Source organism: Paraburkholderia sp. BL21I4N1 (genome assembly GCF_002973525.1).
In the GTDB taxonomy this organism is placed as follows: Bacteria; Pseudomonadota; Gammaproteobacteria; order Burkholderiales; family Burkholderiaceae; genus Paraburkholderia.
In genome coordinates this window covers 394207-420626 of record NZ_PVEN01000002.1, presented here as the reverse complement: position 1 = coordinate 420626, position 26420 = coordinate 394207, and the positions used below count along the sequence as shown (strand labels likewise).

Sequence of the window (26420 nt, the reverse complement as noted above, 5' to 3'; positions counted from 1 at the left end):
GCCTGCGCGCAATACGGCAACTTCAGCGACTTGCCTGCGCGCTTAGCGCGGGCGGTAGCCGTACAGATCGCCGTCGTGCGTCAGCACCACCAAAGTGTCGCCGGCAAGTACCGGCGCCGCGGTGATCGGGCTGCCGTCGGTCTTCACACGGGCGACGAGCGTGCCGTCGTCGCGCGACAGGAAGTGCACGTAGCCCTGATAGTCGCCCAGCACAGCGGCGCGGCCCAGCAGGTACGGCACGCCGAGTTCGCGATTCTTCAGCTTGTCGTTCTTCCACAGCGGCGCGCCGCTAGTGACGTCGAACGCCGAGACGACCGACCAGTCGTCAGCCGCGACAACCGCGCGGTCGTCCTGCGCCAGACCGCTCGTGCTCGAAAAGGCTTTCTCCCACAGCGCCCGGCCCGAGTTCGCGTCGAAACAGCCAATCTGGCCCTGGAACGTCACCGCGCAGGTTTCCGAACCGACCAGCGTGGGCGGACCGGTCACGTCGTTGATGCGCTCCACTTCCGTCACGCCCTTCGGATACGACACTGGCGTCTGCCAGTAGTTGTCGCCGGTCTGCAGGTTGATCGCCGCGAATGAGCCGCCCGGGAAACCGGCCAGCACCGCCGCGTCGCCCGCGAACGTCATACCCGACGACACCCGCAGATTGAGCGGTACCGCGCGATTGCGGTAGTTCCACTTCTGCTCGCCGGTTTGCGCGTTGAACGCGACGATCTGACCGTCGACCGTACGCACCACCACGAGGCCGTTACCGACCAGCGGCGGCGAGATGATTTCGCCCGGCGCCTTGGCGGTCCACAATTGCTTGCCGTCCGCGCCGAGCACGTAGACGTCGCCCTTCAGGCCGCCGACCGCGGTCAGCGTGCCGTCGCTGCCGACACCCGCCGACAGGTCGTCGCGCAGCTTCACGCGCCAGATGTCCTTGCCGGTTTGCGCGTCGATCTTAGCAACCGAACCGTTCGCGCCCGCCGCGTACACCGCGTTGCCGACCGCGACCGGCGAGAACAGGTAACGGCCGGCCTTGCCCACACTCGCCTTCCAGGCCTGCTGCACGTCGAGCACGGGTTTGAACTCGGTCAGCGGCGTCGGCACGCGGCGTTCGTCTTTCGTGGATGAGCAAGCCGCCAGGGTGAGCACGGTCATCGCACAGGCAACGGGCACAGCGTAACGTTTCAGCAGATTCATCGGTGGACGAAGCATTCAGGAAATGGATTAAAGGAGACCGGTTGGTCGTGGCATGCGGCGCGATCAGCCGCCCAGCGCGTCCAGCTTGAACTGGATCAACTGGCGTGCCGAGCTATCGGTTTTCGACAGCGAGTCGAGCGCGAGCTTGTAGGCCGTGCGTGCATCGTCGCGCTTGCCCTGGGCGGCCAGCAGGTCGCCCCGGCCATTCGCCACGAGACCCTTGAAGGCGTCGGACTGCGGCTCGGCGAGCAGTGCCAGACCCTGGTCATAGGCCTTGTCGTCGAGCAACAACGAAGCAAGGCGCAACTTGGCGATCTGCTTGAACTCGTCGTCTTTCGCGTGATCGATGGTCCATTGCAACTGGGTCTTCGCACCGGCTTCGTCGCCCGCGCTGTACAGCGCCTTGGCCGCGCCCAACGCCGTCATCTGCGCGTACGCAGTGCCGCTGAACTTGTCTTCCATGTCGGCCGCGACGCGCGTGACCTTCGCCTTGTCGCCCGAGGCCACCGCTTGCTGGACCTGGTCATACAACACGGCGGCTTCCGCCGCCTGGCGCCGCTGCCAGAAATTCCAGCCGTTCCAGCCGGCGGCCGCAACCAGAACCACCAGCACGATCCATGTGGTTGCATTGCCCCATTGCGTCCACCATGCCTTCAGACTTTCTATCGATTCTTGTTCGTCGTGATAACTCATCGCCCGGCGATTTCCTCTTTCTTGATACGTGTGCTTGTCGAGCCAGTCGGGAGCCAATGGGCTCGACGACATCGCGATCAGTCGTCGCCGTCTTCGGCGGTTGCAACCATCGCATTGATTAGAAATTCGGTCAAGTCTTCGGCGGGCACGTTCTGTTGCTCGCTCTTACCGCCGTTACCCGTGTCGCGCAGCGCCTTGACACCGATCGTACCGTTCGCGATTTCGTCTTCGCCGAGTGCGACCGCGAAGGCGGCGCCGCTCGAATCCGCGCGCTTCATCTGCGACTTGAAGCTGGCGGTTTGGCCGTCGGCGCTGCAATGCAGAATGACGTCGAGCCCCGTATCACGCAGACGCTCGGCGATGATGAAAGCCTGCTCGCGCGCTGCGTCGCCCTGATGGACAACATAGACGTCGCAACCTTCGTCTTCCGGCACGAGCTGGTCTTCTTTCAGCAACTCGAGAATCCGCTCGACGCCCATGGCCCAACCGCACGCGCCCGTCGGCTTGCCGCCGAGCTGTTCGATCAGCGGATCGTAACGACCGCCCGCGGCCACGGTGCCTTGCGCGCCCAGCTTGTCGGTCACCCATTCGAACACGGTCAGATTGTAATAATCGAGACCGCGTACCAGACGCGGATTGATCGTGAACGGAATGTTGTTCGCTTTCAGAATGCGCTGCAGTCCCTCGAAGTGCGCGAGCGATTCTTCGCCGAGAAAATCGATCAGCTTCGGCGCGTTCTGCGCGACTTCCTGCATGGCCGGATTCTTCGTATCCAGCACGCGCAGCGGGTTTGTGTACAGACGGCGTTTCGCTTCTTCGTCGAGCACGTCCATGTGCTTTTCGAGGTAAGCGATCAGTTCGACGCGATGCGCCGCGCGTTCATGCGACAGACCTAGCGAATTGAGTTCGAGCTTGATGCCCATCAGGCCGAGGTCGTCCCACAGACGCTGGCACATCATGATAATTTCAGCGTCGGCGTCCGGGCCGGCAAAGCCCAGCGCTTCCACGCCCACCTGATGAAACTGGCGATAACGGCCGCGCTGCGGACGCTCGTGGCGGAACATCGGACCGACGTACCACAGGCGCTTCGGGCCGTCGTACAGCATGTTGTGTTCGATCGCCGCGCGCACCACAGCCGCGGTGTTTTCCGGGCGCATGGTCAGGTTCTCGCCGTTCAGCGCGTCGGTGAAGCTGTACATCTCTTTTTCGACGATATCGGTCACTTCACCGATACCGCGCTTGAACAGCTGCGTGTGCTCGACGATCGGCGTACGGATATTCTGGTATCCGTACGAACGCAGCATCGACTTGACGGTCGCTTCGAAAAATTCCCACAGCCCGGCTTCCTGCGGAAGGATGTCATTCATGCCCTTCACACCGGACAACTTCTCGAGCTTTTTCTTCTGTTCAGTCATCTGTCTTTCGATAGCCGATATTTAGTTGAGTGCTTCGGCGCGGCCATAGCGGCGCTCGACGTAGTCACTCACGATTTGCTGGAATTCTTGCGCGATGTGCTCGCCGCGCAGCGTCTTGACCTTCTCGCCGTCGATGAACACCGGCGCGGCCGGGTTCTCGCCCGACCCCGGCAAGCTGATGCCGATATTGGCCTGCTTCGACTCGCCCGGACCATTGACGATGCAGCCCATCACCGCGACGTGCATCTTCTCGACGCCAGGATACTGGTCGCGCCACACCGGCATCTGCGTGCGCAGATAGGTCTGGATTTGCGACGCCAGCTCCTGGAACAGCGTGCTGGTGGTACGACCGCAACCCGGGCACGCGATCACCATCGGCGTGAACGAGCGCAGACCCATGGTCTGCAGAATTTCCTGGCCGACGATCACTTCGCCGGTACGCGGGCCGCCCGGTTCCGGCGTCAGCGAGATACGGATCGTGTCGCCGATGCCTTGCTGCAGCAGCACCGACAGCGCCGCCGTCGACGCGACGATGCCCTTCGAGCCCATGCCCGCTTCCGTCAAGCCGAGATGCAGCGCGAAGTCGCAACGGCGCGCGAGTTCGCGATACACCGCGATCAGATCCTGCACACCGCTGACCTTGCACGACAGAATGATCTTGTTGCGCGGCAAACCGATTTCGACCGCGCGCTCGGCGGAGCCGATCGCCGACTGGATCAACGCTTCGTACATCACGCTTTGCGCTTCCCACGGCGTGGAACGTGCTGCGTTTTCGTCCATCATTTTCGCGAGCAGGTCCTGGTCGAGACTGCCCCAGTTGACGCCGATACGCACCGGCTTGTCGTACTTCGCCGCCGCTTCGATCATTTGCGCGAATTGCGTGTCGCGCTTCGCGCCGTGCCCGACGTTGCCCGGATTGATCCGGTACTTGGACAGCGACTCCGCGCATGCGGGATAGTCGCGCAACAGCAAATGGCCGTTGTAATGGAAATCGCCGACCAGCGGCACCGACACGCCCATACGGTCGAGTTGCTCGCGCACGGCCGGCACGGCCGCGGCCGCTTCCGGCGTGTTCACCGTGATACGCACCAGCTCCGAACCGGCTTGCGCCAGCTCCTTGATCTGGATCGCGGTACCGATGGCGTCCGCGGTGTCCGTGTTGGTCATCGACTGGACGCGCACGGGTGCGTCGCCACCGATCGTGACGAGCTGGCCGCCCCAACGGACGTCGACCGCGTGCGACTTGCGCCGCGCCGCGTGGCCGCCGAACACCGGCTCGTTGGAGACAATCTTGCTACTGGATTGGGATTGAGCTTCGGATTGCATCGAAAAACCCATTTACGCCGCATGCGCCACACAAAGACGTAGCGCCTGAATTGAAAAAGCGCCGCGGACCGGTTTGGCCGCGGCGCATACCGTATCTATCAAGGCAACGCGAAGCGGGCTACGTTGCCTTTGGCTGCCGAATATTTGGCCGGATCAACCGGTTGGCCGTCGAGCGTCAGCGACTCGAGACCGGCCTTGTTGCCGAGCGTGACCTTGAACGGCGCCACGCCTGTTACTTCTTTGGTATCGCCCGCATGGACGAGGCCGGAGAACACTTCCTTGCCGTCCTTGCCTCGCACGCTGAACCAGCTGTCTTGCGTCACGCGCAGCGCGACGATGGCTTCGCCGCCACCCGCCGTGTCCGTTGCCGCCGCCGAAGCGCCGGTGACCACGGCCGCCGGCGCACTAGCGGCCGGTGCGACAGCAACTTGCGCCTGCGAAACCGCCTTGGGTGCGGCCGCGGTTGCCGTCACAGCCGGCGCCGACGACGGCGCCGTGCCCGTAGCCAACGGCGCGGGCATCGGCGTACCGGATGCCGTGTTGTCCACCGAGGCTTGCGCGTCCGGCCCGGATGCCGCCTCTTCCGCCGTGGCGTCGGAACCCGCCGGCTGACTCTGTGCCACCGCGCCCGATGCACCGGTCGCGCCGCCCGTGGCGCCATTCGCACTCGCCTTCAGGCGCGCGAGCCAAGCGGACGAATCGCCGCCGTTGGTATGCCACATTCCCAAGGCGATCACCGCGACGATCACCGCCGCCACGCCCCACAACCACGAGCGGCTCTTTTGCCCACTCCCACCGAGCGACAACGACACCTTGCCGCGCGGCAAATCCTTACCCGACGACGCCGGCATCGACAGATCCGGCGCAGGCACGCCCTTCTCGCGACGCAAGGCCTGGGTGAACGGCGTGGGATCGGCGCCCAGCATCTTCGCATAGCTGCGCACGACGCCGAGCGCGAAGGTCGTATCCGGCAAGTGGCTGATGTCGCCCGATTCAAGCGCACGAAGCTTGACGACGGAGACTTTCAGACGCGCGGACACGTCCTCGATCGTCCAGCCTTTCGACTCACGCAACTGGGTCAAGCGCGCGCCAACTGCCGCCAACGAATCCATACCCGGCTGCACGACGGGCTGCACCACCGCCCGTGCGACCGGCGCCGGATGGCCTTCGTTCGTGTCTGTGTCCTGCGGCTGCGGGTGCTGCGGCTCACTCATCCCAAATCCTTTCGCGTCGATTCTTTTTAACTCGTGCCATTTGGACGGGCTCACGCCTCACGCCCGAATCGCAGACCGTTTATAACAAAATGTGCGGCCTTGTGTGCCGCTTCCGATCGCTTCTGCAAACTTTCTTTTCAATCGTGGGTGGCCAGACCGCCTTTCGCACGTTCGAGGAAGCTTTCCGCCGAACGCCGGCACCCCGCCAACCCAAACGATTACACGGCCCGAACCTCGATAATCTTCGCCGCCTTCCCGGTGCGCTCAGCGAGGCGCGTGCGGTCTTGCACCGCACCGGCCAACTGACCGCAGGCTGCGTCGATATCATCGCCGCGTGTTTTACGCACCGTGGTGACGACGCCCGCGTCCATCAACACTTGTGCAAACCGCTTGATCTGTTCCGGCTTCGAGCGGAAAAGGCCCGATTCGGGGAACGGATTGAACGGAATCAGATTGAACTTGCACGGGACGTCGCGGGTGACGGCCAGCAATTCGCGCGCTTGCGCCTCGCTGTCGTTCACGCCGTCGAGCATGCAATATTCGAATGTAATGAAATCGCGCGGCGCGACTTTCAGATAGCGCTGGCAAGCCGCCATCAGTTCGCGCAGCGGGTACTTCTTGTTCAGCGGCACCAGCATGTCGCGCAGCGGATCGCTCGGTGCGTGCAACGACACCGCCAGCGCTACCGGCAAATCGGCGCCGAGTCGGTCCATCATCGGCACGACGCCCGACGTGGATAACGTGACGCGCCGGCGCGACAGACCGTAGGCGTTGTCGTCGAGCATCAGGCGCATGGCCGGCACCACCGCGTCGTAATTCAGCAGCGGCTCGCCCATCCCCATCATCACGACATTCGTGACGACGCGATCGCCCTTGCCGTCGCCACCCATGGCGCGACCACCGTCCCCGCCGCGTGTGGCGCGCAGCGCGAATTCGGCCATGCGCAACTGGCCGATGATTTCAGCGGTGGAGAGATTGCGGGAGAAACCCTGTTTTCCGGTCGAACAGAAACGGCAGTTGACCGCGCACCCGGCCTGCGACGACACGCACAACGTGCCGCGCGTTTCTTCCGGGATGTAGACGGTTTCGACCGCGTTGCTGTTGCCGACGTCGATCAGCCACTTGCGTGTACCGTCGGTCGAAATATGGTCGCTGACGATGCCGGGCATCGAGATCGTGGCGCGCCCCTTGAGCTTTTCGCGCAAGGACTTCGCGAGATCGGTCATGCCGTCGAAGTCGGCAGCGTTGTACTGGTGAATCCAGCGCTGCAATTGCTTGGCGCGAAACGGCTTCTCGCCCAGGCTGTCACAGTAAGCGACAAGCCCTTGGGCGTCGAGGTCGAGAAGGTTGACGGTGGAACTGCTCGTCATGTCGAATCCTGCCATTTCAGTGCGAGACTACGTTCATGCAACAAGCTGCATGAACGCAATGCCGTTCGCGCCCATTCCTGCTGCTTTTACCTTACTACTTTGCCGGACGATTCGTGCGATAAATCAGCTTCGGCTGCACGGACCGCCCGCAACGTCAGGTCTTAACGCGAGTAAACGTTCACTTGCGGGAAGAAAAATGCGATTTCAACCGCTGCCGTTTCCGGAGCGTCCGAACCGTGCACCGCGTTAGCGTCGATGCTGTCGGCGAAATCGGCACGGATCGTGCCCTTTTCTGCCTTCTTCGGGTCCGTTGCGCCCATCAGGTCACGGTGCTTCAGGATCGCGTTTTCGCCTTCCAGCGCTTGCACGACCACCGGGCCCGAGATCATGAAGTCGACGAGGTCCTTGAAGAACGGGCGTGCGGCGTGCACAGCATAGAACTTCTCAGCGTCGGCGCGCGACAGATGAACCATGCGCGAAGCCACGATCTTCAGACCAGCGTTTTCGAAACGGCTGTAGATCTGGCCGATCACATTCTTGGCCACTGCGTCCGGCTTGATAATCGACAGGGTGCGTTCGATCGCCATAAAAACTCCAAAAAATTAAGAGGTTACAGATTCAAATGAATCCGCTATTGTAGCATGTTCCCGTGTATGATTGCGATTGAACCCTTACAGCATTGAAAGACTCCAAGCAGGAGTTTCTGAATACTGGTAGCGTAGGTCGTGCGGGTATTTTCTGGGCATTGAAACTCCCTGCCACGGCGCCAATCTTAGGGTTGGGTACTTCGCGACCGGCGGCCAATATCCCCCGCCTTCGCTGCACGACCGGCTGCAACCGCTGCTAACGCCGTCACCACCGCTTCACAACCATACGCAACACGCTTCTGAGGTAAGGAGAGACCATGAACGATCATCCGTATAGCTTTGGCCGCAATGGCGCAGTCAGCACGGTCGAAACGCGTAACCGCGTGCTACGGAACACCTATTGGCTGCTGGCGTTGTCCATGATTCCGACGGTGCTCGGCGCATGGGTAGGCCTCGCCACCGGCTTTTCACTGTTTGCGGCCACCAGTCCGGCCATGAGCATGCTGGCGTTCTTCGCGATCGCCTTCGGCTTTATGTTCGCGATCCAGAAGACCAAAGACAGCGCCGCGGGCGTATTCGTGCTGCTCGGCTTCACGTTCTTCATGGGCCTGATGCTGTCGCGCATCCTGAGTTTCGTGCTCGGTTTTTCTAACGGCCCGTCGCTGATCATGCTCGCCTTCGGTGGCACTGGTGTGATCTTCGCGTCGATGGCGACCATCGCCACGGTCAGCAAGCGCGATTTTTCGGGTCTCGGCAAGTGGCTGTTCATGGGCGTGATCGTGCTGTTGCTGGCGTCCGTCGCGAACGTGTTTCTGCATCTGCCGGCGCTGATGCTCACCGTGTCCGTCCTGGCCATCGTGATCTTCTCGGCCTACATGCTGTTCGACGTCCAGCGCGTGGTGAACGGCGGTGAAACGAATTACATCACCGCCACGCTCGCGATCTACCTGGATCTGTACAACGTGTTTGTGAACCTGCTCGCGCTGCTCGGCATCTTCGGCGGCAACCGCAACTAAGTTGAACCCAAGGCGTGGCGCGTCAAGCGCCCGTCTTAAAGAAAAAGCCCATAACGAGCAACCGTTATGGGCTTTTTCTTTACTGCCTCGGTTAATGCGCTATCTGGGTCTGATGAGCGCTACAGGCTCAACCACGCAAAGCCTTCGTCCTGTGAAGCGACCACCACTTCCGTCGGCGCCGCCCCGAGCACACGGGCCATAGCGGCCTGCGCCAGTTCCGGCGAATTGTTCTGCTGACTCAGATGCGCCGCGACCAGATGACGCAAGCGCGAGCGGTCGAGCGAGGCCAGAATTTCAGCCGCCGCTTCGTTGTTCAAATGCCCATGATTGCCGCCGATGCGTGCCTTCAGCGACTGCGGATAGCGACTGCCCGCGAGCATCTGCACGTCATGATTGCATTCGAGCACCAGCGCGTCGCAACCGCTCAACACCGAGCTGATATGCGGCGTGGATGTGCCGACGTCGGTCAACACGCCGAGCCGGCTCGCGCCATTCGAGAGCACGTATTGCAACGGCTCACGGGCGTCGTGCGGAACGGTATAGGGAAGAATGCTGAGGTCGCCGATCGCCACCGCTTCGTCGCCCCACAGCACCTGCAGGTCGAGATCGGCTTCGTCGGCGCCTACCGCGCGGGCGGTGCCCCAGCTCATGTACAGCGGAATCGACCATTTGCGCGCCAAGGTCAGCGCGCCGCCAATATGGTCACTGTGCTCATGCGTAATCAGAATCGCGTCGAGACCTTCGGCGCTCGCGCCGAGCCGGTTCAGACGCCGCTCGACTTCCTTGGCTGAAAAGCCGCAGTCGAGCAGCACGCGCGTGGTGGTCGCGCCACTTTGCGCCTCCACCAGCAACGCATTCCCTTCACTACCGCTGCCGAGACTCGCGAACCTCACGGTCCGCTTAGTTCAGCTGCGCGTGGAGCAGCGTCACGATATGCTGCGCGTCGGACGAGTTGTCCACCTGACCGTTCGCATCCAGCACGGCCACCTGCGTCACCGCGTCGCCCTTCGAACGCACGTTGACCAGGAATTCCTGACCCGGCTTCTTCGCCGAATTGCCGCTGTAGAAGAGCTTGCCGAACAGGCCTTCTTTCTTCAGTTCCTGCATCGAGTCGGCGTAGCGCACGTAGTAGATGCCCTTCGCGCGATCGCGGTTGTCGACGGCGAAATTGGTGCGGTCGAGCGCGAGGCCCACGCGCAGCCATGCGCGGTCGAACGACTCCGGCAAGTCGAGCGTCGACGCGCCCGCGCTCTGGTCGATCGTGGCCGGCGCGACAGCCGGACGCGCATCGGTCAGCAGTTGCTTCGACTGCGCTTCGGTCAGGCCGAACTTCTGCATCAGCTTCGTGAGGAACAGCGCTTCGAGCGCCGGGTCGCGCGGACGCTCTTCCCAACGCGACGACGTCTTGTCCTGTCCCGTCAGCATTTCTTCCATCGCGCTGTGCGTGATCGAGATGTCCGTGGTGTCTCCCGGTGCGCGCGACACCAGCGTGCGGAAGCTGTCGCGGGTGCCCGACGAATACGCGAAGTCGATCACCTTGCCGACCGTGCGGCGGAACCAGTCGTCCGGAATATTGGCGCGATTTTCAGCCCAGTCGGTCGTCATGATGCCAGTGGCCGGCGCGTCGGTTTTCAGCGCAAAACCGTTTTCCTGCCAGAACTCCTGCAGTTGCGGCCACAGTTGTTCCGGCGAGCGGCCGTCGACCACCAGCCAGCGGCGATCGCCGTCGCGCTCGATGTGCATGCCGAGCGGATCTTGCGCGCTCGGCTGACCTTCGGTGGCATTGCCCGCCGCCGTGATCGCGCGCGTCGGCGCGCCGCCCAACGCCAGATTGGTTGGCGGTGCAACGTAGCGCTCGTCGGTCTTGGTGGTGCTCAGATCGTTCGGAACGGCGAGCGGCGGCGCGCTGCCGGCGCCCTTGTAGTTGACGCGGTCGGAAGCGAACCAGTCGTTCAGCGTGTCACAGCCGGCGAGCGTCACCAGGGCAAGCGCCAGCGCCGCCATGCGGGTTGCGTGGAGGGAAAGTGCGGAACGTTTCATGAGGTCCTTCGTGATGCTGGAACGCGGTGCCTGGTTCTGTGTGCAGGGAACGTGGGCTGGATCGACGTCGGTTTAAGGGAGTGCCGGTAGCAGGCTTTCGTTGGCGCTGGTGGGGGCCGCGGTCGATCCGCTTAGCCCAACAGACCCGCTTCGCGCAGCGCGCCACGCACCACTTCGTGGTATTGCGCGTCGAGCGGCGTAAGCGGCAGGCGGATTCCGCCCTGCACACGACCCAATTGCTGCAACGCCCATTTCGCCGGAATCGGATTCGATTCGATGAACAGGTTCTTATGCAGCGACAGGAGTTTCAGATGAATCTCACGCGCGGTCTTCCCGTCCGCGGCGAGCGCGGCCTTGCACAGCTCGCTCATGGCGCGCGGCGCGACGTTTGCGGTGACCGAAATATTGCCGTGGCCGCCGAGCAGCATCAGCGCGATCGCGGTGGGATCGTCGCCACTGTAGATGCCGAAGTGCGCCGGCGCCGACTTGATCAGATGCGCGGCGCGGTCGATATTGCCCGTTGCTTCTTTCACGCCGATGACGCCCGGCACCTGCGCGCAACGCAGAATCGTTTCGTTGCTCATGTCGGCAACGGTACGGCCCGGCACGTTGTACAGGATCACCGGCAGATCGACGGTTTCGGCGATCTTCGCGAAGTGGCGATAGATGCCTTCCTGAGTCGGCTTGTTGTAGTACGGCACGACTTGCAGCGTGGCGTCCGCGCCGACGTCTTTGGCTTGCTGCGTGAGTTCGATGGCTTCAGTGGTGGAGTTGCCGCCCGAGCCCGCGATCACCGGAATCCGGCCCGCTGTGTGCTCGACCGCGGTTTTGACCATCAGCACGTGTTCTTCGACCGAGAGGGTGGCCGACTCACCGCTCGTGCCGACCACGACGAGTGCGTTCGTACCCTCGGCGACGTGCCAATCGATCAGTTTGCGAAACGCCGGCAGATCGAGGCCGCCGTCTTCGAGCATCGGGGTAATGATGGCAGGAATGCTGCCGCGAATCTGCACGCTGTCGTTGCTGCCGTGGGTGCCGCTGTGATTGCCGTTAGTCATGAAACGCCATGAATTTGATCAGGTAAACCGCGATTGTAGCGGATTAGCCAGCCAACTCGTAACAAGGCGGGGGTGCCGCCTGCGCGGGGTCGGCTGAACGCTCCGCCTCCAGAATTGCGCAGATGCGCTGGACGTAAGCCGGGCGCGGCTGCGCGAGAAAACCGTCCTGAAAAGCGACGACCCGGAGCCGGCCACGCACAACGTCGAGCAGCTCGCCGGGCGCGAGTAGAAACGCCGGATTAGAGGGCTTGCCGACGCTTTCGTTTCCTTGCGCGAAGGTCTCGTAAACCAGTACACCGCCCGGTGCAAGCGCGTCTAACAATTGGGGAAACAGTGCGCGATGCAGATAGTTCGTCACGACCACGGCGGCGAATTTCGCGTCGCCGGGTAATGGCCAGGCGGCGCCTTCGAGGTCGGCCGCGAGCGGTGTGACCAGTGGCGCGTCGCGCAGCGTGTCGAGCGCGGCCGCATCGCGATCGACGGCGGTCACCGGATGCCCCAGCGCCGCAAAAAACCGCGCATGCCGCCCCGCCCCCGACGCGACGTCGAGCACCGCGCCGCCCGCCGCGACCAGATGCGCCCAGTGGCGCACCCAGCGCGACGGCTCGCCCAATCCATGCATTGCAGCGACGGGAGTGCTCATGGGTTCAACGTCCGCTCAGTTGTACGACAAACCCATTGCCTCGCGGACGTCGCGCATCGTTTCCGTGGCGAATCGGCGGGCTTTGTCGCAGCCGTCTGCAACGATCGCGCGCAACAGCGACGGGTCGTCCATGTACTTCTGCGCGCGCTCGAGCATGGGCTGCTGTTCGCGCAGAATCCCTTCGATCACCGGCTGCTTGCACTCGATGCAGCCAATGCCCGCCGTCCGGCAACCCTGCTGCACCCACTCGTGGGTGGTTTCGTTCGTATAGACCTGGTGCAGTTGCCAGACCGGGCACTTATCCGGATCGCCCGGATCGGTGCGGCGCACGCGGGCCGGGTCGGTCGGCATGGTGCGGACTTTCTTCGTGATGGTTTCCGCGTCTTCGCGCAAACCGATCGTGTTGCCGTACGACTTGGACATCTTCTGGCCGTCGAGGCCCGGCATACGCGATGCCTCGGTCAGCATGGCCTGCGGCTCGACGAGGATGATCTTGCGCGAGCCCTCGAGATAACCGAACAGACGCTCGCGATCGCTCATCGACAGGCTTTGCGACTCCTGCAACATGGCGCGCGCCTGTTCGAGCGCCTCGTCGTCGCCTTCCTGCTGATACGCGTTGCGCAACTCGTGATAAAGCTTGGAGCGCTTGCCGCCGAGCTTTTTCGCGGCTTCGTTGGCCTTCACTTCGAAGCCCGGCTCGCGGCCGTAAAGATAGTTGAAACGGCGGGCGATTTCACGCGTCATTTCGACGTGCGGAACCTGATCTTCACCGACCGGCACGAGCGAGCCGCGGTACAGCAGAATGTCCGCCGCCATCAGCACCGGATAGCCGAGAAAGCCGTAAGTGGACAGATCCTTGTCCTTCAGCTTCTCCTGCTGCTCCTTGTAGGTCGGCACGCGTTCGAGCCAGCCGAGCGGCGTGCTCATGCCAAGCAACAGCGCGAGTTCCGCGTGCTCCGGCACCTTGCTCTGGATGAACAGCGTGGCCTGCGCCGGATCGATGCCGGAAGCGAGCCAGTCGATCAGCACGTCCCACACGTTCTTCTCGATCACCTCGGGTGTTTCGTAGTGCGTGGTCAGCGCGTGCCAGTCGACCACACAGAAGAAACACGGGTACTCGGATTGCAGCCGTACCCAGTTCTTCAGCACGCCGTGATAGTGGCCGAGGTGCAGCGAGCCGGTGGGCCGCATGCCGGAAAAGATACGGTCTGGGAACATGGTTCTTTAGAAAAGCGAAACGAGTGGGGACATGATCGCCGTAATCGCGCCGTAGCCAATATTCACGAGCGGATTCAGCCAGTATCGCGACAGCGTGCCCGTCATCACCAATGCCATCACGATGAAGAAACCGTACGGCTCGATTCGCGACAACGCGATGGACTGACGCGGCGGCAACAGCGCCAGCAGCACGCGGCCGCCGTCGAGCGGGGGCAGCGGAAACAGGTTCAGCACGCCGAGCACGAGATTGAAATAGACACCGGCTTTCGCCATACCGATGAAAAACGCCTCGTCGACATTCAGGCCGAGCAGCGTCACGAACACGATGTACCACACCAGCGCCTGCACGAAATTGCACGCCGGCCCGGCCGCCGCGACCCACAGACTGCCCCAGCGCGGATTGCGCAGATTGCCGAAGGCGACCGGCACCGGCTTGGCGTAGCCGAACATGAACGCGCCGCTGGTGGCGAAATACAGCAACAACGGGATCGCGATCGTGCCGAGCGGATCGATGTGCCGCATTGGATTGAGGGAGACGCGGCCGAGCACGTAGGCGGTGTTGTCGCCGAGCCAGCGCGCGACGTAGCCATGCGCGGCCTCATGCAGCGTGATGGCGAAAATCACCGGCAGCGCGTACACCGCAATGGTTTGTATCAGGGAAGAATCCATAACTCGCTATTGTAACAACGCGCTGGCGGGCGTCTGTCCGCTTTCCATCATGCCGTTTCTTCGAGCCCGAACGGCGCGAGCGAGCCGCGCCCCGGCCGCACCAGCACCGGCGCCGGGCCGGTCAGGTCGATCACGGTCGACGGTTCGCAGATGCATGGGCCGCCGTCGATCACCAGGTCCAGCTGCTTTTCCAGCCGCGCGCGGATTTCTTCCGGGTCGTTCAGCGGCTGGGTCTCGCCCGGCATGATGAGCGTGGAGCCGAGCAGCGGCTGACCGAGTTCCTCGAGAATCGCCAGCGTGATCGCGTGATCCGGTACCCGCAGGCCGATGGTCTTGCGCGACGGATGCGACAGGCGCCGAGGCACCTCTTTGGTGGCCTGAAGCACGAATACGTACGGACCCGGCGTCACCGACTTGATCAGCCGGTATTGGCGGTTGTCCACCATCGCAAAGTTCGCGAGCTCCGACAGATCGCGCACCAGCAGCGACAGCAACTGCTTCTCGTCGAGCCCGCGAATGCGGCGCAGACGCTCGACCGCGTCCTTGTCGTCGAGATGACAGGCGAGCGCGTAGCTCGAGTCGGTCGGCAACGCGACCACGCCGCCATCCTGGATGATCTGCACGGCCTGTTTGACCAGGCGCGGTTGGGGATTGTCAGGATGAAGCCGGAAGTATTGGGACATGATCGCTAACTGTGGCTACGTGGGGACGCATGGAATCCGCGTGAACACGGCGTGGAATCCACGTTGGAAAGCGCGGCTGAGTGGCGAAATACGGGGTGCAGGCGAATGGCGGACCGAGGATCGGACGACCGCGCCGGCGGATGAAGCGACAGGCAGAACGAACCACGGAACCGGACGGCGGTGCGCCTGGCCTGCTCTCGCGTTCGACGTGCCGCCAGGGCACGGCGCGCGATCACAGCCAGCGTTCCCAGACGGGCTTGAGGTCGGAGGGCAGCGGCGGCAGCGTGCCGAGGTCGACGCGGCCTTCGCCGGGTGCATGGAAGTCGGACCCGCGCGAGGCCTCGAAACCGAAGCGGCGCGCGACGTCCGCATATTCGCGGTACTGATCCGGCGTGTGGCTGCCGGTGACCACTTCGATCGCCTTGCCACCGAGGTCGATGAATTCGGCGAAAAACGCGTCGAATTCGACCGGCGAGTAATCGTAGCGACCCGGATGCGCGATCACGGCCTCGCCGCCGGCGGCCTGGATCCAGCTGACCGCGTTGCTCAGCCTAGCCCAGCGATGTGGCACGAAGCCCGCCTTGCCGTCGCCGAGATAACGGGTGAAGACGTCTTGCGTGGAACTGCAATAGCCGCTTTCGACCATGAACCGCGCAAAGTGCGTGCGCGAAATCATGTCCGGATTCGACACGAATTTGAGCGCGCCTTCGTAGGCATTCGGCACGCCTAGCGTGGCGAGTTGCTCGCCGATCGCTTCGGCGCGCGCGGCGCGGCCGCTGCGGGTGCGCGCGAGGCCGTCGATCAGGACCGAGCTGGTTGGATCGATACCCAACCCGACGATGTGCACCGTGCGCGACGCCCACGTCACCGAAATCTCGACGCCGCTCAGGTATTTCATGCCGAGCGCCTCAGCCGTGCTGCGCGCTTCGTGCTGGCCGCCCAGTTCGTCGTGATCGGTCAGCGCCCACAGCGTCACGCCGCCCGCGTGCGCGCGGCGCGCGACGTCGGCCGGCGCGAATTGGCCGTCGGAAACGGTGGAGTGACAGTGGAGGTCGGCGTTCATTGCGTTCTTGAAAGGGATCTACGCCTATTTTACTGCAACGCAGTAAGGGGGCGCAGCGCTATCTCGTGGGCGAGACGCGTCGCCGTCGGCCTCATGGGCTTACGCGCAGAAGCCCTCGATCAGCGCGGCGACCTGCTCCGGCTGGTCGTGGTGGACCATGTGCCCCGCTTCGTCGATGATCTTTTCCCGCCAGTTCGGGAACGCCTGAAAACGCGCCTTGAATTCGTCGAGCGGGATCTCGCCGGAAATCTGCGCGAGCGTCGGCGAACCGGCGGCCTCGACGTGCAGCACCTTCGCGCTCACCTTGCGCCAGACCGCCATCACTTCGTCGAGGCGGTACAGCGTCGGGCCGCGCAGCTTGTGCGCCGGATCGGCGAGCAACATGAAGCGCCCTTCGCCATCCGGCTTCGACCAGTGCTGGGCGAGAAACCGCGCGCGCTCCGGCGCGAGCCGCGGATTGGTCTTGATCAGGCGCGCGGCGACATCGTCGAGCGACGCGTAGCGCTTCAGTGGCGGCGGATCGCGCAAGTCGTCGAGCCAGTTGCGCAGGCGTTTCGGCGCCTGCGCCGCGTGCGACGGCGCGAGTCCGAAACCCTCCAGATCGACCACCCGCCGCACCCGCTCCGGCCGCACGCCCGCGTACAGGCTGACGATGTTCGCGCCCATACTGTGGCCGACCAGGTTCACCTCGCCGCTCGGCGCGTAGTGATCGAGCAGCGCGTCGAGATCGGCGAGATAGTCCTGCACCCAGTAATTGCCGCCGCCCCGCTCCGCGACCGGCCAGTCCGACAGGCCGAAACCGCGCATGTCGGGCGCGATCACCTGCCAGTCGCCGCCCAGCGCGTCGACGACGAACTGGAACGACGCCGCCACGTCCATCCAGCCGTGCAGCATGAACAGGATCGGCGCGTCCGGGTTGCCCCAGCGACGCACATGCAGACGGAGGCCGCGCACGGCGACGAATTCAGACTGGGAGGTGTTCATAAACGGCTCGCGCAAAAAAGAATGGTCGTTCGATTATAACGAGATAGCGGAGCGATGCGCGGTGGATGGGTTCCAGCAAGCGTTCAGGAGTCGGCAGAGGGCGGAGTTGCGGGCGCTGCGGCTTCCGCCGGTGCCACCGGGCTCGCGTCAAGGCCCGCCAACGCCGTCAACGCGGCCAGTTCCGCCTCATCGAAGCCGGCCTCGCGGCGGGCTTCGAAATTGAACGGACCGCGTAATTTCGGTGCGTGATACTGGTCGGCAAGGCGCGCGTAGGTCTCGTACGGATCGAGCGCCCCGCCTTCGCACAAATGACGGAACCAGCGGTTGCCGATCAGCACGTGACCGATCTCGTCGCGCAGGATCACGTCGAGAATCGCCGCGGACGCCTGATCGCCCGCCTGCTGCAGTCGCGCGCGGATCGGCGGCGAGGCGTCGAGGCCGCGCGCCTCGAGGGTGCGCGGCACCAACGCCATGCGCGCCAGCACGTCGGCGCGGGTGCGCTCGCACATGTCCCACAGGCCGTCGTGCGCGGGAAAATCGCCGTACGCGTGACCGTATTCCGCGAGACGCGCGCTCAGCAGCGAGAAGTGATACGCCTCTTCGGCGGCGATTTTGAGCCAGTCGACATAGAACGCGGCCGGCATGCCGGCAAAACGCCAGACGGCGTCGAGCGCGAGATTGATCGCGTTGAATTCGATGTGCGCGAGCGCATGGAGTAGGACGGCACGGCCTTGCGGCGATTGCATGCCGCGCCGCGTCAACTGACGCGGATCGACCAGCTCGGGCCGCGCCGGACGGCCCGGCAGGCCCGCCGGTTCGGCGAATTCGAGGTGCGCGGAACAAGCGGCGCGGCCTTCGAGCACGTCGGCGTAAAGCGTGCGGGCGGCGGCGGCCTTGGTCGCCGGATCGGCTTCGCACAGCGCGGCAAGCGCCGCGGTGCGCGCGCACTGCGCCGGGGCGTCGGTCCGTGCCTCGCCGGGCGCCGAAGTACCGTCGTGCAACGCAGACGGGTCAGCAGACGATCGAGCGGGCGACAACCCGGGCGAAACCAGCGAAGCGGACGAAGCGGACGAAGCGGACGAAGCAGCAAACATCATGGCAAACAGATCGGCTAACGGACGGGGAATCGGAAAGACGGACAACGACGGCAACGCAACGGACGAGGCGCGCCTCAACGCACTCAGGCACCCCAACCACACAACCGTTTACAATACTCGATTCGACAATCCAGCGCGCCCACCGCGCTGGCGAGGCGGTACGAGCCGGGCCAACCCGGCGTGCCGGACCGCTTGCGGCCCATCCAGCGCGCGCAGCGACCGATCAACAGCAACGATGTTGCATGGGACCGAAGCCGGCGCGACAGCGCCGACGCCGGCCCGACAGGAGACACTGTGACCATTTACAAACTCGGCGACGCCGCCCCGACCATCCACGAAAGCGTGTTCGTCGCCGATTCGGCGAACATCATCGGCAATGTGACGCTCGAGGCCAACGCCAGCGTCTGGTTCGGCGCGACGCTGCGGGGCGATAACGAACCGATCACGATCGGTGCCGGCAGCAACGTGCAGGAAAACGCGGTGCTGCATACCGACCCCGGCTTTCCGCTCACCATCGAGCAGAACGTCACGATCGGCCACCAGGTCATGCTGCACGGCTGCACGATCCAGGAAGGCTCGCTGATCGGAATTCAGGCGGTGGTCTTGAATGGTGCGGTAATCGGCCGCAACTGTCTGGTCGGAGCGGGCGCCATCGTCACCGAGGGCAAAGTGTTTCCCGACAATTCGCTGATTCTCGGCGCGCCCGCCAAAGTGGTGCGCGAGCTGAACGAAACGGATATCGCCAATATGCAGCGCGGCACGGCAAGCTATGCCGAGCGCCGCGAGTATTTCAAGGCGCGGCTCGTGCGCATCGGCTAACCAGCCGGAGCGCGCGGCGCGCAGGGCGCGGCATCAGGCCGCGTCATTCGACCGAGGAAAAGTTGTGAGCGACCAGTTGCAAAAATTCATGTTCAGCGCGGCGCCAGTGCGCGGCGAGATCGTTTCGCTGCGCAATACCTGGCAGGAAGTGCTGACGCGCCGTGATTATCCGGCGCCCGTGCGGACGATTCTGGGCGAAATGATGGCCGCGTGCGCGCTGCTGTCGGCGAACCTCAAGTTCAACGGCACGCTCGTCATGCAGATTTTTGGCGACGGCCCGGTCAAGATGCTGGTGGTCCAGTGCGGCTCCGATCTGTCCATGCGGGCCACCGCCAAGCTGTCCGGCGAATCGGCCGAGACGATCGGCGAAGCCACCAGCATGATCGACCTGCTCAACGCAAGCGGCCACGGCCGCTGCGTGATCACGCTCGACCCGGCCGACAAGCAGCCGGGCCAGCAGCCGTATCAAAGTATCGTGCCGCTGTCGGGCGTGGACGGCCCGCTGAAATCGATGGCGGAAGTGCTCGAACACTACATGCATCACTCGGAGCAACTCGACACGCGTCTGTGGCTCGCGGCGAACACCGAGCGCGCGGTCGGCATGCTGCTGCAAAAGCTGCCCGGCGACGGCGGTATCGTCCCGCATCCGGGCGAACTGGACGCCGATACGTGGGAACGCGTCTGCACACTCGGCGGCACGCTGTCGCAAGACGAGTTGCTGAAGGAAGAACCGGAAACCGTGTTCCGCCGGCTGTTCTGGCAGGAAAACGTGCAGCATTTCGAGCCGGCTCAGGCGCGTTTCGAATGCGGCTGTTCGCGCGAAAAAGTCGGTGCGATGCTGAAAATGCTGGGCCGCGAAGAAGTGGACAGCGTGATCGAAGAGCGCGGTCACGTGGAGATTCATTGCGAGTTCTGCAACCAGCGTTATGAATTCGATCCGGTCGACGTGGCGCAACTTTTTGTCGCCAACGCGCTCTCACAAGGCGTGTCGCCGGCGGCCGACCAGCGGCACTGAAACGGCTGACCGACGCGGGCTTTATGCGCTTTCGGGCGAAGGTCGGCAGCCGGTTCATCGCTCGAGCTTCACGGCAGGAAAATAGCGTGCCGCGCGCCGCCTTCACGAGGTGCCGACGGCGCGCTATTTTTGATCATTGTGTTGAATCATTGGCTGGCCACGCTGCGAATCATTCGCCCACGCGTCCGGCCGATGGAGATCGAACATGAATAAAACTGTTTCGTTGTCCCGCCACGCGCGTCTGTTCGCGTTGTTGACCGTCGTCGCCGGTAGCGCCGCCTTGGCCGGCTGCGTGATGGATCCGCCGGGGCCTTCACCGATTTATAGTCGCCTGCCGGCCGACCAGTCGGGCGTGGCCGCCACGGCCCAACCGCTCACGCCGGAAGAGCGTCAGCGCTACGACGCGATCGACCAACAGGTCATGACCGAGCAGAACCAGGCCATTGCCGCCGAAAACGCGGCGCAGGCGTGGTCGCGTTACTACTCGCCGCAACCGGTCTCGGTATATGGCAGCTATTACGGCGGCGGCGGTTGGGGACGTGGCTGGGGCACGGGGATCGGGGTCGGGTATTCGCCGTATTGGGGTTGGTAAGCGTCTCACGACTCCCACGTGTCGATCCATCGCGCAAAAGAAAAAGCCGCTTGTTAAGCGGCTTTTTTTGCTCACGCGAATCGCGCTCAGCGAACATTGATCGCGCGCTGCGCGACCTGGCTCAATGCGCAGGCTTCTTCTCTTTCGCCGCGCTCTTCGCACCGTGCTTGCGCTCCGGCTTCGCACGCGACTCCGGATTCGGCACCATATGCAATGGCGCAGCGGAAACCTCGCCCCGCGTCGACGTCGTCACCGACGGCGTGTTCGCGGCCGGCAACGGCGCGTTCGGCGACACGAACTGCACGAACACTTCGCCGTCTTTCACCATGCCCATTTCGTAGCGCGCCCGCTCTTCCACCGCGGCCGTGCCGTTCTGCAAATCCTGCACTTCGCCCTGAATCCGCTCGTTGCGCACTTTCGAATCGGCATTCTTCTGCAGTTGCTGCGCCAGTTGCTGCTGCAACTCGTGCACGCGCAACCAGCCGCCGTGTCCCCACCAGAGCGGGTACTGGATCAGCGCCAGTAGAACGATCAGGACAGCAGTGACAAGCCGCATGAAGTAAGCACAATAAATACGCGCCGCCCTGCGCTATACGCAGGGCGGCGAGGTGAATCAGAAACGAAGGGTAACCGGCTCATCGGTTAGCGCGGTAGTAGTAGTGACCAGAAGTTTGGCCAGCCCACACATTAGCGCAGATTGTAGAACGCCGATTTACCCGGGTAGCTTGCGATATCGCCGAGGTCTTCTTCGATACGCAGCAACTGGTTGTACTTCGAGATGCGGTCCGAACGCGACAGCGAACCCGTCTTGATCTGACCGGCATTCAGGCCGACCGCGATATCCGCGATCGTCGAATCTTCGGTTTCGCCCGAACGGTGCGAGATCACGGCCGTGTAGCCGGCGCGCTTGGCCATTTCGATGGCCGCGAAGGTTTCCGTCAGCGTGCCGATCTGGTTGATCTTGATCAGGATCGAGTTGGCGATGCCCTTCTCGATGCCTTCCTTCAGGATGCGCGTGTTGGTCACGAACAGATCGTCGCCGACCAGTTGAACCTTCTTGCCGAGCTTCTCGGTCAGCGTCTTCCAGCCTGCCCAGTCGCTTTCGTGCATGCCGTCTTCGATCGAGACGATCGGGAACTTGTCGGCGAGATTCGCCAGGTAGTCCGCGAATTCCGTCGACGACAGTTGCAGACCTTCGCCGGCCAGTTGGTACTTGCCGTCGTGGTAGAACTCGCTCGCTGCGCAGTCGAGCGCGAGCAGCACGTCTTCACCGGCGCGGTAGCCCGCTTTCTCAATAGCTTGCAGGATCGTCGACAGGCATTCGTCGTTGCTGCCGAAGTTCGGCGCGAAGCCGCCTTCGTCGCCCACCGCCGTGCTCATGCCGCGATCCGACAGGATCTTCTTCAGTGCGTGAAACACTTCGGCGCCGCAGCGCAGTGCTTCGCGGAAGGTCGGCTGGCTGACCGGCACGATCATGAATTCCTGGATGTCCAGGCTGTTGTTCGCGTGCGCGCCGCCGTTGACGATGTTCATCATCGGCACCGGCAGTTGCATGGCGCCCGAGCCGCCGAAGTAGCGGTACAGCGGCAGGCCGGCTTCTTCAGCGGCAGCCTTCGCGACGGCCATCGAGACAGCCAGCATCGCGTTCGCGCCGAGGCGCGACTTGTTGTCGGTGCCGTCGAGTTCCAGCAGGGTCTTGTCGAGGAAGGCCTGCTCGGAAGCGTCGAGGCCCATGATCGCTTCGGAGATTTCGGTGTTGATGTGCTCGACTGCCTTCAGCACGCCCTTGCCGCCGTAACGGCCGGTTTCGCCGTCGCGCAGTTCGATCGCTTCACGCGAACCGGTCGACGCGCCCGACGGCACCGCCGCGCGGCCCATCGTGCCCGACTCGAGCAGCACGTCGCATTCGACGGTGGGGTTGCCTCGCGAATCGAGAATCTCTCGACCGATGATATCTACGATAGCACTCATGGTTTCCTCAAGAAATGACGTTGAATTCTTTACTGTGACACTGTACCAGGCGCATATCGCGATGCAGAAAACCGGTCTCCCCGGCTAACTGCCTGCGCGCCGATATGTTCGACGACCATTGCGTGCACTCCCCGCATGCCGGCGATCGCGCTCATTATGCAAGCCGATCGTGACACGCGACGAATGCCTGAATCAGTTGAAATTGCTTTCGAGGAACGGCGCGCGCTTGACGGCCTGATCGAGCGTAACCAGCGTCTCGAGCAGGTCGGCCATGCGATGCAACGGCACGGCGTTCGGACCGTCCGACTTGGCTTCGGCCGGATTCGGGTGCGTCTCCATGAAGAGCCCCGACACACCGACCGCCACCGCGGCACGCGCCAGCACCGGCACGAATTCGCGCTGACCGCCCGAGCTCGTGCCCTGCCCGCCCGGCAACTGCACCGAGTGGGTCGCGTCGAACACGATCGGCGCGTGAGTTTCGCGCATGATCGCAAGCGACCGCATGTCCGAAACGAGGTTGTTATAGCCGAACGACACGCCGCGTTCGCACGCCATGAAGCGGTCTTCCGACAGACCGGCTTCGCGCGCGGCATCACGCGCCTTGTCGATCACGTTCTTCATGTCGCCCGGTGCGAGAAACTGGCCTTTCTTGATGTTGACCGGTTTGCCCGAACGCGCGCAAGCATGAATGAAGTCCGTTTGACGGCACAGGAAAGCGGGCGTTTGCAGCACGTCGACCACCGACGCGACCTGCTCGATCTCGTGCTCGGCGTGAACATCGGTCAGCACCGGCAGACCGAGCTGACGCTTCACTTCCGACAGGATCCGCAAACCTTCGTCCATGCCCAGACCGCGGAACGACTTGCCGCTGCTGCGATTGGCTTTGTCATACGACGATTTGTAAATGAACGGAATGTTCAGCTTCGTGCAGATTTCCTTCAGCCGGCCCGCCGTGTCGATCGTCATCTGTTCGGATTCGACGACACAGGTGCCTGCGATCAGGAAAAACGGCTTGTCGAGCCCGATTTCGAAATCGCCCAGTTTCATGCTTTCTCCCCGACTTCGGCCGCCGTGCGGGACTGCTGACCCGCGAGCGCCGCTTCGACGAACGACTTGAACAGCGGATGGCCGTCACGCGGCGTGGACGTGAATTCCGGGTGGAACTGCACCCCGACGAACCACGGGTGCATGCTGCGCGGCAATTCCATCATTTCCGGCAGATCTTCACTCGGGGTACGGGCGCTGATGATAAGGCCGCCGGCTTCGAGTTGGGGCACGAAGCGGTTATTGACTTCATAACGGTGACGATGGCGTTCGTTCACATCCTTGCCATAGATCTCTTCGGCCATCGTGCCGGGCTTGATCGGGCAACGCTGCGAACCGAGGCGCATGGTGCCGCCCAGATCGGATTCTTCGGTGCGCTTCTCGACCTTGCCTTCGCGGTCGTACCACTCGGTGATCAACGCGACCACACGGTTCTCCGTTTCCGGATCGAACTCGGTGCTGTTCGCGTTCTTCAGGCCGACCACGTCGCGGGCGAATTCGATCACGGCCAGCTGCATGCCGAGGCAGATGCCGAGGTACGGCACTTTCGCTTCACGCGCATAGCGGATCGCGGCGATCTTGCCTTCGGTACCGCGACGGCCGAAACCGCCCGGCACGAGCACCGCATCGAGATGCCGGAGGCTGTCGACGCCGTGCGTCTCGACTTCTTCCGAATCGATGTACTCGATGTTGACCTTGGTCGACGTATGCATCGACGCATGGCGCAACGCTTCGATCAGCGACTTGTACGACTCGGTCAGGTCGACGTACTTGCCGACCATGCCGATCGTGACTTCGTGCTTCGGATGCTCGAGCTTGTCGACCAGGTCGGACCACATGGACAGGTCGGCGGCCTTCGGCGAGAGCTTGAGCTCTTCGCAGATAATCGCGTCGAGGCCCTGGTCATGCAGCATTTGCGGAATCTTGTAGATGCTGTCGGCGTCCCACACGGAGATCACCGCATCTTCCGGCACGTTCGAGAACATCGAGATCTTGGCGCGCTCGTCGTCCGGAATGCGGCGGTCGGCACGGCACAGCAGCACGTGCGGCGAAATGCCGATTTCGCGCAGCTTCTGAACGCTGTGCTGGGTGGGCTTGGTCTTCAGCTCGCCAGCCGTGGCAACCCACGGCACCAGCGTGAGGTGCACGAAGCACGCGCTGTTACGGCCCATGCGCAGGCTCATTTGACGTGCGGCTTCGAGGAACGGCAGCGATTCGATGTCGCCCACCGTGCCGCCCACTTCGACGATCGCGACGTCGGGCTCGCCGCAGGTGGCCGACGCTGCGCCACGTTCGACGAACGCCTGAATTTCATTCGTGATGTGCGGGATGACCTGCACCGTCTTGCCGAGATAATCGCCGCGGCGTTCCTTGCGGATTACCGATTCGTAAATCTGGCCGGTGGTGAAGTTATTGGCCTTGCGCATCTTCGTGCTGATGAAGCGCTCATAGTGGCCAAGGTCGAGGTCGGTCTCTGCTCCGTCTTCCGTAACGAACACTTCGCCGTGTTGAAACGGGCTCATCGTGCCGGGGTCGACGTTGATGTACGGATCGAGCTTGAGGAGGGTGACTTTAAGACCGCGCGATTCGAGGATCGCGGCGAGGGAAGCGGCGGCAATACCCTTGCCGAGGGAAGATACTACGCCGCCGGTGACGAAAACATATTTGGTCATCGCTGGATGCTCGCGGGAAAAACGGATTATACCGTAAAGCAGGGTCTCAACCCAGCAAAATCCGAGCGACATCTGCATGTGACTGTGTCATGGCGGCGGCCCTTGCGCCACGCCGATCATGCACTGTTTTTCCGTCCCGGCGTTATCGCGGCCCACGGCCCCGAGTCAGGCTCACCGTTCCAGCTCGCGCAACATCCGCTGCACGGCGCGGGCGGTTTCGAGCGGTTTTTCCATCGGATACAGATGGCTGCCCTCGATCCACTCCACATGACCGCCGGTCGCGCGGCGGGTCGCATCGAGACCGGCCTGGCGAATTTCCTTCGACCGCGTGCCCGCGATGAACCCCACCGGCACCGGCGCGCCCCGGGCGAGCCGCGAGCCGAGCGTATGCGGCAAGGTCTTGTAGATCTGATATTCGGTACGGCGATCGAACGCCAGCGCCCGCGCACCGTCGATCGAGGTTTGCGGAATCCCGAAGTCGATGTAATCGGACAACATGCGTTCGTCCCAGCGCGCGAACGCCGGCTTCGAATGGAAATGGCGCCACGCCTCGTCGCGGCTCGCCCATTGGGTGCGTCGCGTGCGGGTGGCGGCCGCGGGTGACAGGCGCTCGTCGAGGCCGGTCCATTGCGACACGCGCAACATGCTACTGCGCCAGCCGGCGATCACCGGCGAATCGAGCATCACCACGCCCCTCACCCACTGCGGCTTTTTCAGCGCGGCCATCAGCGACAGATAGCCGCCGAGCGAATGCCCCACCAGCCACACCGGCTGTTCATACGCGCGACCGATGTCGTCGAGCAGCTGCTCGACCAGATGCGGCCAGTCCTGGGTCACCGGGTAACGCGCGTCGTGACCGATGCGCTCGATGGAGCGCAGCTCGTAGTCGTCGGCGAGTTCGGCGAAGATTGTCCGGTAGGTCGACGCCGGAAAACCGTTCGCGTGCGAGAAGTGAATGATGTTTTTCAACTGCGGCTCTCTCCGTTCTGTTTTTTCTTGCGGGCCCGGTGGTTGGCCACTTTTCGACGATCCAGTTGACGCT

General features: G+C 63.3%; 26 protein-coding genes. 4 read left to right on the top strand and 22 right to left on the bottom strand.

Annotated features, from left to right (window positions below; translation table 11 throughout):
• Nucleotides 1-42 precede the first annotated feature (42 nt).
• From bamB to ndk, 7 genes are all read right to left on the bottom strand, one after another.
• Nucleotides 43-1188, bottom strand: a complete 1146-nt coding sequence (gene bamB, locus B0G83_RS08180; RefSeq protein ID WP_105506932.1) for an outer membrane protein assembly factor BamB — start codon at nucleotides 1186-1188, stop codon at nucleotides 43-45.
• Between the two features lie 63 nt (nucleotides 1189-1251).
• Nucleotides 1252-1881, bottom strand: coding sequence for a tetratricopeptide repeat protein (locus tag B0G83_RS08175; RefSeq protein WP_105506931.1), 630 nt, complete (start codon nucleotides 1879-1881; stop codon nucleotides 1252-1254).
• Between the two features lie 77 nt (nucleotides 1882-1958).
• Nucleotides 1959-3296, bottom strand: a complete 1338-nt coding sequence (gene hisS, locus B0G83_RS08170; RefSeq protein WP_105506930.1) for a histidine--tRNA ligase — start codon at nucleotides 3294-3296, stop codon at nucleotides 1959-1961.
• Between the two features lie 21 nt (nucleotides 3297-3317).
• Complete coding sequence (gene ispG, locus B0G83_RS08165) at nucleotides 3318-4634, bottom strand: flavodoxin-dependent (E)-4-hydroxy-3-methylbut-2-enyl-diphosphate synthase (protein ID WP_105506929.1); 1317 nt, start codon at nucleotides 4632-4634, stop codon at nucleotides 3318-3320.
• An 86-nt stretch (nucleotides 4635-4720) separates the two neighbouring features.
• Nucleotides 4721-5836, bottom strand: a complete 1116-nt coding sequence (locus tag B0G83_RS08160; RefSeq protein WP_105506928.1) for a RodZ domain-containing protein — start codon at nucleotides 5834-5836, stop codon at nucleotides 4721-4723.
• Between the two features lie 218 nt (nucleotides 5837-6054).
• On the bottom strand, nucleotides 6055-7206 hold the full coding sequence (rlmN, locus tag B0G83_RS08155; protein WP_105506927.1) for a 23S rRNA (adenine(2503)-C(2))-methyltransferase RlmN: 1152 nt from the start codon (nucleotides 7204-7206) through the stop codon (nucleotides 6055-6057).
• Nucleotides 7207-7367: 161 nt separating this feature from the next.
• A complete protein-coding gene (ndk, locus tag B0G83_RS08150; protein WP_105506926.1) occupies nucleotides 7368-7793 on the bottom strand; it encodes a nucleoside-diphosphate kinase in 426 nt (141 codons plus the stop codon).
• A gap of 317 nt (nucleotides 7794-8110) precedes the next feature.
• Here ndk and B0G83_RS08145 point away from each other — a divergent pair, with 317 nt between their 5' ends.
• Nucleotides 8111-8809, top strand: coding sequence for a Bax inhibitor-1/YccA family protein (locus B0G83_RS08145; RefSeq protein ID WP_007181342.1), 699 nt, complete (start codon nucleotides 8111-8113; stop codon nucleotides 8807-8809).
• Between the two features lie 119 nt (nucleotides 8810-8928).
• Here the strand turns inward: B0G83_RS08145 and B0G83_RS08140 are convergent, their stop codons facing one another.
• From B0G83_RS08140 to B0G83_RS08095, 10 genes are all read right to left on the bottom strand, one after another.
• Nucleotides 8929-9702, bottom strand: coding sequence for an MBL fold metallo-hydrolase (locus B0G83_RS08140; protein WP_105506925.1), 774 nt, complete (start codon nucleotides 9700-9702; stop codon nucleotides 8929-8931).
• 7 nt (nucleotides 9703-9709) lie between these two features.
• The gene (gene bamC / locus B0G83_RS08135; protein WP_105506924.1) at nucleotides 9710-10849 is read right to left on the bottom strand and encodes an outer membrane protein assembly factor BamC; all 1140 of its coding nucleotides are present in this window, start codon (nucleotides 10847-10849) and stop codon (nucleotides 9710-9712) included.
• Nucleotides 10850-10980: 131 nt separating this feature from the next.
• The gene (dapA, locus tag B0G83_RS08130) at nucleotides 10981-11907 is read right to left on the bottom strand and encodes a 4-hydroxy-tetrahydrodipicolinate synthase (RefSeq protein WP_105506923.1); all 927 of its coding nucleotides are present in this window, start codon (nucleotides 11905-11907) and stop codon (nucleotides 10981-10983) included.
• Nucleotides 11908-11950: 43 nt separating this feature from the next.
• Nucleotides 11951-12550 (bottom strand): bifunctional 2-polyprenyl-6-hydroxyphenol methylase/3-demethylubiquinol 3-O-methyltransferase UbiG, encoded by a 600-nt coding sequence (locus tag B0G83_RS08125; RefSeq protein ID WP_105506922.1) that lies wholly within the window; start codon nucleotides 12548-12550, stop codon nucleotides 11951-11953.
• 15 nt (nucleotides 12551-12565) lie between these two features.
• Entirely contained in the window at nucleotides 12566-13768 is a 1203-nt protein-coding gene (locus B0G83_RS08120) for a tryptophan--tRNA ligase (RefSeq protein ID WP_105506921.1), read from the bottom strand.
• A 6-nt stretch (nucleotides 13769-13774) separates the two neighbouring features.
• A complete protein-coding gene (locus tag B0G83_RS08115) occupies nucleotides 13775-14437 on the bottom strand; it encodes a site-2 protease family protein (RefSeq protein WP_105506920.1) in 663 nt (220 codons plus the stop codon).
• A gap of 47 nt (nucleotides 14438-14484) precedes the next feature.
• The gene (locus B0G83_RS08110; RefSeq protein ID WP_105506919.1) at nucleotides 14485-15120 is read right to left on the bottom strand and encodes an L-threonylcarbamoyladenylate synthase; all 636 of its coding nucleotides are present in this window, start codon (nucleotides 15118-15120) and stop codon (nucleotides 14485-14487) included.
• Between the two features lie 232 nt (nucleotides 15121-15352).
• On the bottom strand, nucleotides 15353-16183 hold the full coding sequence (locus B0G83_RS08105) for a 3',5'-nucleoside bisphosphate phosphatase (RefSeq protein WP_105506918.1): 831 nt from the start codon (nucleotides 16181-16183) through the stop codon (nucleotides 15353-15355).
• Between the two features lie 99 nt (nucleotides 16184-16282).
• Entirely contained in the window at nucleotides 16283-17167 is an 885-nt protein-coding gene (locus tag B0G83_RS08100) for an alpha/beta fold hydrolase (protein ID WP_105506917.1), read from the bottom strand.
• An 83-nt stretch (nucleotides 17168-17250) separates the two neighbouring features.
• Complete coding sequence (locus B0G83_RS08095; RefSeq protein WP_105506916.1) at nucleotides 17251-18264, bottom strand: ferritin-like domain-containing protein; 1014 nt, start codon at nucleotides 18262-18264, stop codon at nucleotides 17251-17253.
• A 294-nt stretch (nucleotides 18265-18558) separates the two neighbouring features.
• Here B0G83_RS08095 and B0G83_RS08090 point away from each other — a divergent pair, with 294 nt between their 5' ends.
• From B0G83_RS08090 to B0G83_RS08080, 3 genes are all read left to right on the top strand, one after another.
• A complete protein-coding gene (locus B0G83_RS08090) occupies nucleotides 18559-19083 on the top strand; it encodes a gamma carbonic anhydrase family protein (protein WP_105507205.1) in 525 nt (174 codons plus the stop codon).
• A gap of 64 nt (nucleotides 19084-19147) precedes the next feature.
• Nucleotides 19148-20098: an Hsp33 family molecular chaperone HslO gene (gene hslO, locus B0G83_RS08085; protein ID WP_105506915.1), complete on the top strand. Its 951-nt coding sequence runs from the start codon at nucleotides 19148-19150 to the stop codon at nucleotides 20096-20098.
• 205 nt (nucleotides 20099-20303) lie between these two features.
• Entirely contained in the window at nucleotides 20304-20690 is a 387-nt protein-coding gene (locus B0G83_RS08080; protein WP_105506914.1) for a hypothetical protein, read from the top strand.
• A gap of 121 nt (nucleotides 20691-20811) precedes the next feature.
• Here the strand turns inward: B0G83_RS08080 and ftsB are convergent, their stop codons facing one another.
• The 5 genes from ftsB to B0G83_RS08055 form a co-directional block, all read right to left on the bottom strand.
• Nucleotides 20812-21246: a cell division protein FtsB gene (gene ftsB / locus B0G83_RS08075; protein WP_105506913.1), complete on the bottom strand. Its 435-nt coding sequence runs from the start codon at nucleotides 21244-21246 to the stop codon at nucleotides 20812-20814.
• Nucleotides 21247-21377: 131 nt separating this feature from the next.
• On the bottom strand, nucleotides 21378-22661 hold the full coding sequence (gene eno, locus B0G83_RS08070) for a phosphopyruvate hydratase (RefSeq protein WP_105506912.1): 1284 nt from the start codon (nucleotides 22659-22661) through the stop codon (nucleotides 21378-21380).
• A gap of 192 nt (nucleotides 22662-22853) precedes the next feature.
• Entirely contained in the window at nucleotides 22854-23708 is an 855-nt protein-coding gene (kdsA, locus tag B0G83_RS08065; protein WP_105506911.1) for a 3-deoxy-8-phosphooctulonate synthase, read from the bottom strand.
• Complete coding sequence (locus tag B0G83_RS08060; protein ID WP_105506910.1) at nucleotides 23705-25378, bottom strand: CTP synthase; 1674 nt, start codon at nucleotides 25376-25378, stop codon at nucleotides 23705-23707. The genes kdsA and B0G83_RS08060 overlap by 4 nt, the downstream gene beginning before the upstream one ends.
• A gap of 171 nt (nucleotides 25379-25549) precedes the next feature.
• Nucleotides 25550-26347: an alpha/beta fold hydrolase gene (locus B0G83_RS08055; RefSeq protein ID WP_105506909.1), complete on the bottom strand. Its 798-nt coding sequence runs from the start codon at nucleotides 26345-26347 to the stop codon at nucleotides 25550-25552.
• Nucleotides 26348-26420 lie beyond the last annotated feature (73 nt).

Coding starts and splice junctions, on each gene's coding strand:
- bamB (WP_105506932.1), bottom strand. CDS start 1,188: ATGAATCTGCTGAAACGTTACGCTGTGCCCGTTGCCTGTGCGATGACC.
- B0G83_RS08175 (WP_105506931.1), bottom strand. CDS start 1,881: ATGAGTTATCACGACGAACAAGAATCGATAGAAAGTCTGAAGGCATGG.
- hisS (WP_105506930.1), bottom strand. CDS start 3,296: ATGACTGAACAGAAGAAAAAGCTCGAGAAGTTGTCCGGTGTGAAGGGC.
- ispG (WP_105506929.1), bottom strand. CDS start 4,634: ATGGGTTTTTCGATGCAATCCGAAGCTCAATCCCAATCCAGTAGCAAG.
- B0G83_RS08160 (WP_105506928.1), bottom strand. CDS start 5,836: ATGAGTGAGCCGCAGCACCCGCAGCCGCAGGACACAGACACGAACGAA.
- rlmN (WP_105506927.1), bottom strand. CDS start 7,206: ATGACGAGCAGTTCCACCGTCAACCTTCTCGACCTCGACGCCCAAGGG.
- ndk (WP_105506926.1), bottom strand. CDS start 7,793: ATGGCGATCGAACGCACCCTGTCGATTATCAAGCCGGACGCAGTGGCC.
- B0G83_RS08145 (WP_007181342.1), top strand. CDS start 8,111: ATGAACGATCATCCGTATAGCTTTGGCCGCAATGGCGCAGTCAGCACG.
- bamC (WP_105506924.1), bottom strand. CDS start 10,849: ATGAAACGTTCCGCACTTTCCCTCCACGCAACCCGCATGGCGGCGCTG.
- dapA (WP_105506923.1), bottom strand. CDS start 11,907: ATGACTAACGGCAATCACAGCGGCACCCACGGCAGCAACGACAGCGTG.
- B0G83_RS08125 (WP_105506922.1), bottom strand. CDS start 12,550: ATGAGCACTCCCGTCGCTGCAATGCATGGATTGGGCGAGCCGTCGCGC.
- B0G83_RS08120 (WP_105506921.1), bottom strand. CDS start 13,768: ATGTTCCCAGACCGTATCTTTTCCGGCATGCGGCCCACCGGCTCGCTG.
- B0G83_RS08115 (WP_105506920.1), bottom strand. CDS start 14,437: ATGGATTCTTCCCTGATACAAACCATTGCGGTGTACGCGCTGCCGGTG.
- B0G83_RS08110 (WP_105506919.1), bottom strand. CDS start 15,120: ATGTCCCAATACTTCCGGCTTCATCCTGACAATCCCCAACCGCGCCTG.
- B0G83_RS08105 (WP_105506918.1), bottom strand. CDS start 16,183: ATGAACGCCGACCTCCACTGTCACTCCACCGTTTCCGACGGCCAATTC.
- B0G83_RS08100 (WP_105506917.1), bottom strand. CDS start 17,167: ATGAACACCTCCCAGTCTGAATTCGTCGCCGTGCGCGGCCTCCGTCTG.
- B0G83_RS08095 (WP_105506916.1), bottom strand. CDS start 18,264: ATGATGTTTGCTGCTTCGTCCGCTTCGTCCGCTTCGTCCGCTTCGCTG.
- B0G83_RS08080 (WP_105506914.1), top strand. CDS start 20,304: ATGAATAAAACTGTTTCGTTGTCCCGCCACGCGCGTCTGTTCGCGTTG.
- ftsB (WP_105506913.1), bottom strand. CDS start 21,246: ATGCGGCTTGTCACTGCTGTCCTGATCGTTCTACTGGCGCTGATCCAG.
- eno (WP_105506912.1), bottom strand. CDS start 22,661: ATGAGTGCTATCGTAGATATCATCGGTCGAGAGATTCTCGATTCGCGA.
- kdsA (WP_105506911.1), bottom strand. CDS start 23,708: ATGAAACTGGGCGATTTCGAAATCGGGCTCGACAAGCCGTTTTTCCTG.
- B0G83_RS08060 (WP_105506910.1), bottom strand. CDS start 25,378: ATGACCAAATATGTTTTCGTCACCGGCGGCGTAGTATCTTCCCTCGGC.